Here is a 14,040-nt window from a genome sequence, read left to right on the forward strand (position 1 = left end):
GACAAGAAAATGCGCCGGGTGATCGGAGGAAGCTGACCGCTGCGCTGTTGTGTTTCTGCCCCTCATTTTTCTGCCATCCTCCCCAGGGTTTTAAGGCGATGACACGTCAGTCGCCACAACGAGCTTTCTGAGTCGGGCAGCGGATACCCATTGGGGGGAACTGCCGCTATACTCCCAGCCCCGGTTTCGTCGAAATTTTCGTACGGTTTGGTGTCCTCGTGAACGTGAAACGTGAGTTCTTGTTCGTTGTCCTTGCCGTGCGAATGGGGGTGATCGACACGGAGCATCTTGAGGAACTGGGCCGGCAACTGGAGGAGAGTTCCGGCCAGCGGTTGGTCGAGATGTTGCGTGAGCAGTCGATCCTGACGGCGGAGCAGCAAGCGGAGATCGAATGCGAAATTGATCGACTCTTGGGCACCCCATCGACATCCCTCGGCAAAGACACGGCGGTCCATTCCAAGACCGCCAGAGGCAGTCACGAGGAAACGATCGACACTCCCTCGCCGGGCACCATCGATCATTCCGACGATGCGACTCGATCCTCCGAGGGAGCCACAGGCGATGAAGGCGGAGATTCTGACTTGTTCGAGACGATCGAGTTGAAGCCCCGCACGCTCAACCGATACAGGTTGACGCGCGAGCACGGTCGCGGTGGCCTGGGGTGTGTCTGGCTGGCGCGCGATTCGATCCTCAATCGGGAAGTCGCGTTGAAAGAGGTCTTGCCGGGCAAACGTCAGACAAAGGCTCGATACAAGAAACTGATTCGCGAAGCTCAAATCACCGGTCAACTCGAGCACCCGAACATTGTTCCGGTCTACGAACTTTCGCCCGCTCAGGAAGACCAGCCGTTTTACACCATGCGTTTTCTGCGTGGCAAAACACTCGGCGACCACCTGCGGAGTGCCAACCGTCGCCGGCCGCCCGCGGAAATCGATGCCCTGGAGTTGCGGACCTTGCTGGGCATCTTTGTGTCGATTTGTCATGGGATCGGTTACGCCCACTCGCGTCGCATCATCCACCGCGACCTCAAACCCAGCAACATCATGTTGGGCGACTTTGGCGAAGTGATTGTGGTCGATTGGGGGTTGGCCAAGAAGCTTGATGAAGCACCCCGAGACGACGTGGACATGGGCCAGGTTGAGTTCGACGACGAGGATTCCGTCAGCTTCACGCGGGAAGGACAAGCGCTGGGAACACCCGCCTACATGTCGCCCGAGCAGGCCGCCGGGCGGGTGAGTTTGAATGACGAGTTGACGGACATCTATGGATTAGGGGCGATCCTGTTCGCGATGCTGACCGGGAAATCGCCGCACGAAACAACGCGCCCGGCCGATACCAAAGACACCGCCCACGACTTGTTGCGTCGCATTCGTGTGTTTCCCACGCCAACGGTCCGTTCGGTCGTTCCGACCGCGCCCCGGGCGCTCGATGCGATCTGCGCCAAAGCGATGGCTCGATCGCGAAGTGAACGCTACCAATCCGCCGAAGCACTTGCCGGCGACATCCAATGTTGGCTGGCCGATGAACCTGTTTCGGCTTATCAAGACACGACACTCGAAAAAGCGTCGCGGTGGTTCCGTCATCATCGAACCTTGAGCCTTGCGATGGCAGGCGTCTTGCTGGTCGCGTCCGTGGCCGGGTTCACGATCGCTGCGGTGACAACGAACGCCAAGAATCATGTCGCCGAGTCGTTGCGAAAGGAACAACAAGCACGCGTGCTGGCGACCGAGTCCTTCCAGGCAGAGCAAGCCGCCAAAAAACTCGCGCTGCAACAATTCCGGCGTGCCCAAGACGCGATCGACCGTTCGCTGTCCGGCGTGAGCGAGGTGCTGGCCGTCTTTCCGGCCACCAGCGCGGTGCGGGCAGGCCTATTGCAGTCCGCGGCGGAGGATTACGAAGAGCTGTTGCAAATCGATGGAGACGATCCGCAATTGCGTCGCGAGGCGGCGCGCACGCGGATCCGATTGGCTGATCTGCGCCGCACGATGCACGAACATGATGCAGCCGACCGGCATTATCAGATTGCCGAGAAAAACTTGGAGGTGCTGAAACAACAACATCCCGACGACACGAGTTGGGACATCGACTTGGCAAACGTTTGGGTTCGTCGAGCGCTGTTGTCCATGTCGATCGGAAAGGCAACGAACGCCGAACAGTTCTTCCAGCAAGCGGTCGACGCTTTCGATCGACCGCATGCCGATCCGAGTGTTCAACGCAACGCCCAGATCGATCTGGCCGGTGCACAGTACAACTACGCCGAACTGTTGGTTCAGGTCGATCGAATCGGTGAAGCCGCCGAGATGTTTGGCGCCGCGGAAACAGGCTTTGCTCGGATTCGTGCCGAAGCACCCGGCGATCTTCGGGCTCGTGAAGGGCTGGCGATGTGCGAACGCGAAATCGGACAACTCTTGCAAGTCACCGGCGACGATCAACAAGCGGCCAAGCGGCTGCGCGATGCCGAATCGGAATTCAAACGACTGATCGCCGAAGCCCCCGAACAGATTTCCTACCGAGAAGGTTTGGCGCTCACTCGCGTGCTGTTGGGAAATTCATTGCGGTTGTCGGGCGATGAGGACGGGCCGCTCGACGCCTATCAGGCGTCGGTCGAGGATTACCTTTCTCTGCTCAATCAGCGTCCGGGAATGCCCAAGTATCGGCAAAGTGTGGCTACCGGGCGGGTGAACATCGCCCAAATGCTTCACCTGTCCTCTCGCAGTCGCGATGCGAAAGTTCATTTGGACCAAGCGGTGTCGGAACTGATCTCGCTGTCGGAAACCTATCCCCAAGTCGCGGTCTATCGCGAAGCCAAGGCGCAATGTCTGGTGATGTTGGCGATGGTTCTGAGGGATCTCAACGAGCACGGCATGGCGGAAATGGCGTTCGCCGGCGGGATCGAAGAATTCACCTGGCTGAGCGAAGACTTCCCCGATCTGATTCGATATCGGGGTGACGTTGCAATCAGTCGCATGGGACTGGCCAGGACGAAGAGCTTGCAGGGCAAAACGACAGAAGCTCGTTCGCTGCTGGGCGACGTCATCGACGAGTTGACGGATGTCGTCGACGCCGGGAATACACAGGTTCGCTACCGCGACGCACTCGCATGGTGCCATTTTTATCTCGCCGAATTGCTCGCCGCCGAAGACAAACTGATTGCGGCAATGCCACATTATCAACAGACGCTGCGTCTTCGAGAGGCCATGCCCGATTCGCCAAAGTACCGACGTGCGTTGATCCGCGTCCTCACGGAGTGTGCCGCCGACCAAATTCGCGACGCCCAACGTGCCATTGGATTGGCCCGTGAGCTGCGCGATCAGGATGAACTGAATCCCGATTTCCGTTATTCGTTGGCCGCGGCCTATCTGGCCGGTGGCGATGGCAACCAGGCCCTGGAAGAGGCCGAAGCGGCCGCCCAGTTGCGAAACCAGCCGTCCCCCTTCGACCTGTTTGTACTGGCCATCGCGCTTCAGCAAACCGGCAATCCGGAAAGGGCATCGGTGACGCTCGGCAAAGCCATCGAATTGATGGAGTCGCAGTGCCCGGGACGCAGCGAGTTGTTGACGCTGCGTCGGCGCGCCGAACAAGCGATCGCCGATTCCGATGACCAAGCCGATTCGTCGCGCTGAGCAATGCGTTGCCCTGCTGGCAGGTGGACGATCGAAGCTTTGACGGCCGGCAACAGAGTGGCGTAAGCTTCCAGCTTGCGTTTCACGAGTGAAACGAGACGGCAAGCTGGAAGCTTACCTCACTTCTAAAGATTGCTAGCAACTGAGAATCCAGGCAAGCTAGCACGTTAAAAGCGACTGCACGGGAAAGAGTCGCATTTGTTGTTCCCCAGGCCGAAGATGAGGGACAAGCGTCGTAACCGTTACCACCGTGCGCGGCAGGTAGTGGTTGGAGCGCGAAGACGACGCACGACCTGCCGACTTATCTCGAAGAAACCTGATGCCGAGACAACGTATTTTCTGCCGCAATTGGATTGCCTCAGGTTTGCTGCTGTTGCCCGTCACCTTTGGCGGGGCCATTGCAGGCACCACCGCGGTGGCCGGATCGCCGCGTCCGGTCACGCCCCAAGAACCGCACGGAGAACTCGTCGACGTGATCGTGGGCGAGTTGGGCGACGCTGATGTTGAGAGCGACGCCGGGTTGCATCGAGCGGATGGGAAGGAGTCCGGGATCGCTGCAGCATTCTCCGCGCCTTCGCAAAAGTCCGTCGAAGATGGGGACCCGGCGGTTGACCAGGTCCTGTTTCAAGTCGACCAGACGACTCCGTTGGTGCCGGCGCCCCAGACCTTTGAAAGTCCGATCCGGCTGACGCCTCAGGCGAGGGAATTTGCCGACACGATTCTTGCGTCGCGTGACACCAGTTTGCTCTCCTCACGTCGACGCCGCTACTCGCGTTCGCGATCGGACGTGGTGTTCGGGTCCGAAGCCAAATTCCGTGTCTCCACGGACGCGGGCAACCTGCTTGGCAAGTCGATCACGGCGCCCGGTGTCCAAGCCAAAAGTCGTTCACCGATCATCACCGACACCAAGGTGCACGGCAGCACGGTCGGTCAACTGATCGCATCGGGATCGTATTGGTTTCCCGCCCGTCAAGACTTGGACACGGTGTTGAATAAGATTGATTCACGCATTCTGGAGGACGTGATCATCATCAAGGGGCCGTTTGCGGCTCGATACGGCCCCGGATTTGATTTCATCGACTTTCAAGTGATGCAGTCGCCACGCTATGAGAACGGATTCGAATCGCACGGCAGTTCGACGGCTGAATACAAGAGCAATGGCGAACAATGGTACGGACGTCAGTCCGTTTGGGGCGGCAATCAAGACTATGGGTTTCGCATCGGCTACGGCAAGCGTTCGGGGAGCGATTACCACGACGGAAACGGCGACGAATACCTTTCCAGCTATCAATCACAGGACGTCGACGTCGCGTTCGGTTGTGACCTGACACCGTATCGGCACCTGGAAATAAGCTACATCTGGTTGGAACTCAACGACGTCGAGGTGCCGACACAACTGTTGGACATCGACCACCTGCGGACTCACGGGATCGACGCCAACTACGTGGTGGAGGATTCGGGGATCTTCGATGTCTTGACGTTCAATACCTGGTACAACGAAACCAGTTTGAACGGAAACGCCAATTCCCAGGCCAAGCGAGAGGCGATTCCGTTTCTCGGGACCAACATTGGGATGATCCGATCCAACGCCCGCAACATGTCCACCGGATACTCGCTCTCGGGCGATTGGGTTTCCGATGACAGTGTCACCACCGTGGGCAGTGACCTTCGCTATCTGACGCAGGAAGTCAATCAGTTTTCGGAACTGCCGCTTCTGTCTCCACCGTTTATCAACGGCAATGACGCCTCAGCGGAGGTGAACGGCCCCGTTCCCGAAGCGTATTGGGCGAACCCGGGGTTGTTCATGGAACGGATTCGCCGTGTGACGGATCGATTGACCGTCAGTGTCGGCGGCCGTGTCGACGTGGTCGAGACGAATGCCAAGACCGTCGTCGATCAGGTCGGCGGATTGACAGGCCCGTTAATTCTAAACGGGCCCAACGGAGAATTTCCGTTCGTTTACAACCCCAACGGTGATCCCGTCAACGTGATCGACCCCGGCACCGGCAATGTCCTGACGTTTCCGGGCGTGCAGGCGGAATTGGACGATTTATTGCTGGGAGACTTTGATCGTTCTTTCGGGCTGGGATCGCTTTATGTGGACGCCGACTACCAGCTCAATTCCGAGTGGACCACCGGCATCGGGTTCGGTTATGGCATGCGTGCACCGACCATGACGGAACTGTATTCGTTCCAGCACATTTCCACGATCTTCCCCCAGCAAACGTTCTCCATCTTGTTCGGCAATCCCAACCTGGAGCCGGAACGCCGTTACCAGATCAATGCGTCCTTGGCGACCGACAAAGGCTGGTATCGCGCCCGGGTCAGTGGGTTTGCCGCTTGGATCGAGAATTACATCACCTACGATGCTCTGTCGCCTGATTTCTATGCCTTTCAAACCGTCAACACGGATCTGGCCACGCTGGTCGGGTTTGACTACGAAGGAGAAATGGATTTGACCAAGCGAACCAACGGGTTTGTCACGGCCAGCTATACCCAAGGCCGTGATCGGACGCGGACGTCGAATCCGGCGCCTAGTGGCTTTGATCCTCCGGGGTCTGAATTGCGCAGTTTGTTGGCCGGCACCGAAAGTGAAGCGTTGCCGAACATGCTGCCCTTGCAAGCCCGCGTCGGTCTGCGCCTGAACAACGGCTGCGACCAGCATTCTCCGTGGGGCCTCGAAGTCTCCGCGTTGTTCGTCGCCGGTCAAGATCTCGTCGCCAACTCGCTCGGCGAGGTGCGAACCCCCGGCTACAGCATTTTTGACCTGCGTGGCTACTGGCGACCGACCGACGCGGTCACGGTCCACGCGGGGGTGGAAAACTTTGGGGACAACCAGTACCGGAGCCATCTCGATCCGGCCGGACGAGAATTGACATTCCTGCCAGGGGCCCCACCGAGCACGGCAGCCTCGTTTGGCAGCGTGAACCAACCCGGGGCAAACTTCTATCTCGCGACGGAGTTCAGGTACTAGGAAATGGGCGGCGAATCAGTCGAATAGGCATCCAGACGCGTCGATGCCGGAATGATAGGCTGGAAGCCTGTCCCACTTGAGCTGCGGTGTAGGTCAGGCTGTGCCTGACGGACAATCTTAGGCGGAAACCGTTCCGCAGCATTTGCCCAACGGGCATCAACAACATAGCCTGGGGTCAGGGAACGAGCGCAGCGGAGTGACCGCCACCCCAGGGAAAGAATGCCAAACCCGCTCTCTCCCCGTTTCGATCGGCCGGCGGCTCTGCCGCCGGCCGATCGAAACGGGGAGGGTTTACGATGGATCGTGGACCTGGGGTTACGCCCGGATTCGCTGGGGCTCATCCGGTCTCACCCCAGGCTATGTTGTTGATCGCCTTTGGCGAACCAAGCCGAGTGATCCTTGATCCACCACGGAACAAGAACGACGAAAGTCTCATCCGCCACAATGCATGAAATAGCGGTCATTCTGCGCAGCCCAGGCGTAGGGCGGAGCCTGGGAACAAGTCTTGAGCCATGGGTGACATTTAACGATAGACGGACCACTACGCAGCTGGCATGCACAGCATGCCCTACTCCGCGTAGACAGGAAGCGGTTGCTGGGCTGGGTTGGCATCGGTTTGGTCGTCGCCCTTGTCATGAACGTTGACGGCCAACGCGAGGAATCGATTGTCGTCCTCAAAGGCGAGTGACTGATCCTTGAATCGTTCCAGCACATCCCGCAGTTGTGATGCGGGAACGTGCAAGTCGTGGTGTTCATGAAGCTGTCGACGCACCGATTCGGCGTTGCCGCCGTGCTGGATGGCCTGATAGACGGCCGCCTCGATTCCCTCCAAGATGATTTCCGATGGTCGTTCGAAGCGATGGTCGTGGATCCGAACGAATCCGGGGCCGAGTTGATAGGTCAATCGATCAGGACGCCTCGCATATCGGTGGTTCCAATTTTCGATCGCAGCCTTCAACGAATGCGTGTATTGATCGGGATCACGGCCGTCCGCATGAACGGCTTCGAAATGATACGCAAGATCGGACACGTCGCTCGCCCGCTCACGATAGATGTACGCGTAGAACTCCGCCGGGCCGATGATTCGCAGACCGTGCGCACTTGGGTCCGCATGATAAGGGCTGTAGCGATCAATCACCAATCGCACCAGACGCGGCGGCTGCAAATGCACAAGCGAGGGTGCGGCGGCGGCCATCGATTCGTATTCGGCGATCGGTTCGTTCGGGAATCCGTAGATCACATTCCAAACCACGTCGACTCCCAGTTCGGCAGCGTACTTCAGCAGCCGGATGTTTTGCAGTGCCGTCGTTCCCTTGCGGATCAGTTTCAAAATGGGAGTGCTGAAGCTTTCGATTCCCGGTTGAATGGTTCGGATTCCCGCGTCACGCATCAACCGCAGTTGTGACTTGCGGAGGTTCGCTTTGACTTCGAAGAATAATTGGAAATCGATCGGCGACTCCGCCAGCCGTGGCAGCAATTCACGGTGGTAGTTCATGTCCAAGATATTGTCGACGGAGAAGAATCGCAGGCGACGATAACGCTGCGATAGATCCATCAGCTGGTCATGGAATTGCTCCGCCGGCTTGGATCGAAAGGACATCGTGGCGCCGTTGAGCCCGCAAAAGGTGCAGTGGGATTTTTCGCCCCACCAACATCCACGCGACGATTCGACCGGCAACTGAATCTGGGGGTCGATGACCGGACGGAGCGGGTGTCGGCTCAGTCGCTGAAAGTATTCGTCGTAGTCCGGCCCAGGCACATCGGCCATGGTGAAGGACGCGATCGAAGCGGCGGGGTTGATCCGCTGGGCATCCGCTTCCCGCAGGCAGATTCCCGGCAGCTCCGATGGGCTGTTGCCGGATTGCCATTGTTTGATCAGTTCGGGGAAAACGCCTTCCGATTCGCCTCGGACGACGGCATCGATGAAGGGAAAGCGTCGAAACAGCGCCGCGCCCATCTCGCCCTGGCAATTGGCCCCTCCCAAGACAACTTTCAAATCGCTGTCTTGCAGCTTGAGTTGTTTGGCCAAAACGAGAGACGCGATGTTCTGGCTGAACATCGTGGTGAAGCCCACGACATCCGGCGAGTGTTCCAGAATCTCTGAGACGCATTGACTCAGAAATTCCGGCACCCAATTCCGCACGGCAAAAGCGCTGTCGATGACGCGTGCCGGGATGCGTTTCTGGACAAGAAAACGATAGTACTCGGCGTCCAACCGCGCGTCGGGGGGAAACAGTGGCGGAACGCCAAAGATCCATTCGCCTAAACCGACACCGTGAAACGTGTCACTGACCGACTCGATTCCGGCCAGTACTTCTTCAGGATGAAAGACACGCTGGGCGAGGAACCGCGACCATTCCAGATAAAACGAGCAACTCGTCGTCTCGATGCCGTGGGCCGACAGCAGCGCCTGGTTGATCCCCAATTGAATCGACGGCATGTTGGTGCTGTGCCACGGCATCGACACCAGCACGACGCGAGGATTCAACATGCACCGAATCTCGAAAGGAGGGCGGAAGTTTTGTAAATAGCCACGGAAACGTCGCTGGAGGACCTATGATTCTACGTTGCCGTTGGCCAGTCACGCGATCCTTTTTCATCACGCCGGAATGATGATGGTTGACAAGTCCCCTTCGCCAAGCCGCTACATCGAAGACCTGCTTGCCGGTCAGATGCGTGCACGAAGCTTGGCGATCGCTCACCGGTTGGGACTGTTTGCCGCACTGGCTGACAGGACGTGTGAGGTGACCGAATTGTCAAACACGCTCGGCGTGCACGTGACCGGGCTGCGAAAGCTGCTCGCCACCTTGGAGACGATGGAATTGGTCGGTCGCAGCGGCGACGGTTACGAGTTGACTGAGATCGCACGTCACAGCTTAATCGGGAGAAATGCTCAATCCTTCGGGGAATTTGTCGATTTTTTCACCGATCAATTCGAAAGCAAACCGATTTCATTGCTATTGAACCATTTGCGGATTGGTGGGCCTGTGCGACCGGCGACCACGCCGGACCAATGGCGCCACTACATGGCGGCCATGGATCGAATGGCCCATCTGTCGGCCGACCGAATTGCCCAAGCCATGCAACTGGATCGAGATCAGACGCTGCTCGATTTGGGCGGCGGGCCCGGGCTGTATGCGATCGCGGCATGCAATCGATACCCGCATGTGAACGCAACGATTTTGGATCTGGACGATGCGTTGCACTTCGCCCATCAGAACATCAGCGACGCTCGGCTGGCCGATCGAATCCGGTTGCGGCCCGGTTCGGTCACCGATGGATCTTACGGCGGACCCTATGACGTGATCTTGCTGTCCCACACGATCCATTTGTTCGACGAACGGACCGTGCAAAGAATTTTTTCTGCGTGCCACACGGCGCTCGGTGTGGACGGACGCTTGGTGGTTCGTGACCTGTTCACCGACGGTGGCCGCACGCAACCGGCGTTGGGATCGCTGGTCGCATTCCACATGTGGAACGAAGGCGATGCCTACTCGGTGCCTCAAACGACGGGACTGTTGGTCAACGCCGGATTCCAGCCGCCTCGTCACGTGCAATTTCGCGACGAACAAGATCCCGAGATCTTGGGGTCGCTATTGATTTCTCGCAAAACCGATTCGACGTCGACGTGATTTAGTCTTGAATCGCGTCGTAGCGTCCCGGGGCGAGAATTGATTTGGGGTCGAACGCCCGCTTGATCGACCTCAGGTAGCGGTCATGGTCATCGCCGGGCGGGGGCAGGGAATCCATGGACAAGAGCGTCAAGCGATAGGGGAAATGCCCCAGCTCGCGCAGCAGCGTCATCACCTTGTCGTGGCAAGCGACCGCACGTTCATCTTCGCCCGCGATTTCTCGATCGTAAATGATGGACAGGTACAAGTGGGCGCATCGTCCGTTGACGCAGTTGATTCCGACATTGGGTTCAAATCCATGTCCCAAGACGACGGGGTCCACGGCGTTGACGACATCGACCAGGTCTTGGCCGACCAGTGGGATGGCAAAGCACATCCAGATCAAACCGCAACGGTCACGATCCGGGTTGATGCTCGGCGGCAAGCCTCCTTTTTTTCGCCAGTACGCCGCACGAATGTTGTGTTCGGTGGGCACGCCCAGATAGACGTTCTGCGAGTCGTCCGAATCTCCCCATTGCCAATCGGATGTCAGCGGTTTGAGCCTGTGTTGCAGAAACGCCGCGTTCGCATCGGCGATTTCACCGCTGGCGGCATAAATCGCGCCGCCGATCAGCCAGGGTTCACTCGGGAACCTCTCGATGTCCACGGGGGTTTGTCCGTCCATGGCCTGCCACGGATAGCCACCCATCGTCGACGCCATTTTATGGCTGTTCCACAAGCCGATTCCGTTGGTTTCGACGACGCGATGGAGCAGCAATTCGCGAGCGGTGTCGACGGCCTGGTTCAGTTCCTCCCGTCGTCCGATGCGTGCCATGAAGGGTTTGAGAACCTGGGGATAGGGCGTCAACCAAACGGTCAGTTGAGTGATCACGCCCAGGTTCGATTGCGTGAACAGCCCTTCCAGGTTGGGGCCGACGCCGTGGCGATGAAGGTGTGTTGCACTGGCGTTGGGAAAGCGTCCGAAACCGGTGTGAATGCAGTCCCCGTTGGGAAGCACCGCTTGGAAGTTGGCAACGAAGTCGGCTCGCTGGCCATAGGGTCCGGCGGCTTCTCCCCGCTCGGCGATGTTCCCGATCAGACTTCCTTGGGGCGGGCCGCCGGGCACGGGCAGGAAGAAGGTTGATTTCTGATCACGCAGGAATTCACTTGCCTGTTGGAACGTCACGCCGGGTTCGACCACCAGGAATCCCAACCGCGGATCGAAGTCAACGATCCGGTTCATCCGGGACAGATCCAAGAGCACGGCATCGCGAGTGGGGACAGAGGAGCCGAGTCCCCAATTGCAACCGCGACTGGTGGGGTAGACCGGCAGCTCAAATCGGTTTGCGATCCGCAACGACGATTGAACTTCGGCATGATTGTCCGGGCGAAGAATCGCAACAACCGACGCGTTGGTCGGAAACGTGGCGGTGGATGCCCGGTCGAGCGATTCGGCCGACGTCACGACGTTCTGCTGTCCCAGTGCCTCGCGCCAGGCAGCGACAGCAGCATCGGTGGATTCGTTCACGCTGGAAAACCTTTCTGGAAGCGTTGGCGTGCTCGGTAAAACGTTCGTATTCAGAGTCTCGCTCTACTATAGTGCGTCAAATCGTTCCCCACGGCGGACGGTCTTGCGGAATTGGTTTTCACGTCGCCTTCATCAGCGTCTCACCTCCAAGACGAGGACATTCATTGTGACCACCGACGACGAGCGTCCAAATTCGACTTTCTCCGAATCGGATCCGGTGCCGCTGGAAGGAAGCGCCGTGCCGATGCCGCAGGACGTGCGAGAATTGGGTGACGCCGACCCGAGTCGCTGCCTGGTGATCACCCTGTATGTCCGCCCACGAACGGATGCACCATCGTTGAGCGAGGACCGCGCTGAAACGTTCGCCGACGAAGTGCTGTCGTTGGAGCAGTTTGAAGAGCAATTCGGAGCCAGCGACGAAGACATCGATGCCGTGGTGGGCTTTTGTGAAAGCGTCGGTTTTGATTCGATCGAACCCAATGCCGGACGCTGTGTGGTTCATGGCCAGGGCACGGTCGAGCAATGCAGCCAGGCCTTTCATGTCACGTTGAAGCGGTTCGATTGTCGCCGCGGAAAATTTTTCGGGCATCACGACGAAGTGTACGTCCCCGGTGCGTTGGAAGGGATCATCGAGGCTGTCGGTGGGCTGGACAGTTTTGGAACCCTTGGGCGAATTCGCATCGAAGAGAACATCAAGGAGGTCGAACTCGAGGAGCCGGACCTGCCGCCGGAAGCACTGCCAGCGGCGTGGCCCGAACCCGAGGACGCGCCGTCGGCAATCGTTCGCTCCGAGGCGTTGGCGTGGGGCGAATCGCAGGACGTTCCGCCGGTCGCGAGCCGAAGTACGGACGTTGATTCCGACACGGCGTGGAGGGGGGCCGAGGAAGGCGACGATGCCCCGATGGTCTGCGCCGAAGCGTCTCCGCGATACCGTTCGGAGAAACAATCCGGTTCTGACAACTTCGGCCCCGACTATTCTCCACCACGCAGGTCAAACGACGAACCGATTCCGCCGGGTTATCAGATCAGTTTTCCGTCCAAGATCGCGCGGTTGTATGACTTCCCCGAAACGCTTGATGGATCCGGCGAGACGATCGGGATCATCTCGCTGGGCGGACAATTCCATCCCTCCGACATGGACACGTACTTTCGGGTCCAGGGCATCAAGCCTCCGGAGATCATTGTCGAGCCGATCGGGCCCCAGTACCCACGCGTCGCGTCTCCACCTGGCCCGCCGGACAAGACTTGGAGCGATCAACAAATTGCGGAGTACGCCAACGATCTCGAATTGACGCTCGATCTGCAGGTCGCCGGTAGCATTGCTCCGGGGGCGAAACTGGTCGTCTTTCGCTTGCACCCGAACGCCAGGCAACCCTATCTGACGGCGTTGACCCATGCGCTGCATTCACGAAATCGTCCGTCCGTGGTTTCGATCAGCTATGGTTCGGCAGAAGCCACCTTGGCGTCTCGCACCATGCAGTTGGCCAATGCACTGTTTGCGCGGGCTTCGTTGATGGGGATCTCAATCTGTGCGGCATCGGGTGATGCCGGTTCCGCGTCGCGTGACTTTGACGTGATCCGAACACGGCCGACCAGCCCCCACGTCAACTTCCCCGCCAGTTCACCGTACGTGCTGGCTTGTGGGGGGACGGAGATCGAAACAGCCGATGGCAAAATTGTCAGTGAATGCGCCTGGAATGATCTGGACCAATGCCGTCTTGCCACCGCCGGTGGTCGCAGTCGAAAATTCGAACGCCCCGACTATCAACGCGATCTCAAGCTTCCCGCGATGCCCAGTCAGCACAGCGACTTTGATGGTCGAGGCTTGCCCGATGTTGCTGCCAATGCGTCGCTGGCCAGTGGTTACCACACGCTGCTTGGCGGCAGGTGGGACTACAGCGGCGGCACGAGCGCCGCGGCGCCGCTTTGGGCGGCGTTGATTGCGAGAATCAATCAAGGTCTGGGACGACGCGTCGGATTCATTCATCCGATCTTGTATCGTCTGGCCGGCACAGACGCATTCCGCGACATCACCGAAGGCAGCAACGGTTATTTTAAATCCGGCATCGGTTGGGATGCCTGCACCGGTCATGGCGTTCCCGTCGGCCGAGCGTTGTTCGAGGGAGTGAAAAGAGAGATGGCCAAGCGGCCGGATCGTCATCCAAAGGATCCCCCCGAGGACACAATCGATATCGCCGGACAAGCCCAGCAATCTGCCCGTCTCGCCCAGCAAGCAGCCCACTTTGCTCAATTTGCAATTTCTCCACTCTCCCCCCCAAGGTGGCGATGGCCGAACTAGAATAC

Annotated in this window: 6 protein-coding genes; 4 read left to right on the forward strand and 2 right to left on the reverse strand. The window is 58.7% G+C overall.

The features are described from left to right. The first annotated feature begins 224 nt into the window (after positions 1-224). Complete coding sequence (locus tag Enr13x_RS05640; protein WP_145385111.1) at positions 225-3,623, forward strand: serine/threonine-protein kinase; 3,399 nt, start codon at positions 225-227, stop codon at positions 3,621-3,623. A 319-nt stretch (positions 3,624-3,942) separates the two neighbouring features. Further along, complete coding sequence (locus Enr13x_RS05645; RefSeq protein ID WP_145385112.1) at positions 3,943-6,597, forward strand: TonB-dependent receptor domain-containing protein; 2,655 nt, start codon at positions 3,943-3,945, stop codon at positions 6,595-6,597. A gap of 568 nt (positions 6,598-7,165) precedes the next feature. Here Enr13x_RS05645 and Enr13x_RS05650 read toward each other — a convergent pair. After that, positions 7,166-9,088 carry a RiPP maturation radical SAM C-methyltransferase gene (locus Enr13x_RS05650; RefSeq protein WP_145385113.1) on the reverse strand — a complete coding sequence of 641 codons (1,923 nt, stop codon included), beginning with the start codon at positions 9,086-9,088 and terminating at the stop codon, positions 7,166-7,168. 118 nt (positions 9,089-9,206) lie between these two features. Between Enr13x_RS05650 and Enr13x_RS05655 the strand changes: the two genes are divergently transcribed. Beyond that, complete coding sequence (locus Enr13x_RS05655) at positions 9,207-10,229, forward strand: methyltransferase (protein WP_145385114.1); 1,023 nt, start codon at positions 9,207-9,209, stop codon at positions 10,227-10,229. A gap of 1 nt (position 10,230) precedes the next feature. Here Enr13x_RS05655 and Enr13x_RS05660 read toward each other — a convergent pair whose 3' ends face one another. Continuing rightward, positions 10,231-11,736, reverse strand: coding sequence for an FAD-binding oxidoreductase (locus Enr13x_RS05660; RefSeq protein ID WP_197455816.1), 1,506 nt, complete (start codon positions 11,734-11,736; stop codon positions 10,231-10,233). Positions 11,737-11,902: 166 nt separating this feature from the next. Between Enr13x_RS05660 and Enr13x_RS05665 the strand changes: the two genes are divergently transcribed. Beyond that, entirely contained in the window at positions 11,903-14,035 is a 2,133-nt protein-coding gene (locus Enr13x_RS05665; RefSeq protein ID WP_145385116.1) for a S53 family peptidase, read from the forward strand. Positions 14,036-14,040 lie beyond the last annotated feature (5 nt).

It is taken from the genome of Stieleria neptunia (genome assembly GCF_007754155.1).
In the GTDB taxonomy this organism is placed as follows: Bacteria; Planctomycetota; Planctomycetia; order Pirellulales; family Pirellulaceae; genus Stieleria; species Stieleria neptunia.

Coding starts and splice junctions, on each gene's coding strand:
- Enr13x_RS05655 (WP_145385114.1), top strand. CDS start 9,207: ATGATGATGGTTGACAAGTCCCCTTCGCCAAGCCGCTACATCGAAGAC.
- Enr13x_RS05650 (WP_145385113.1), bottom strand. CDS start 9,088: ATGTTGAATCCTCGCGTCGTGCTGGTGTCGATGCCGTGGCACAGCACC.
- Enr13x_RS05645 (WP_145385112.1), top strand. CDS start 3,943: ATGCCGAGACAACGTATTTTCTGCCGCAATTGGATTGCCTCAGGTTTG.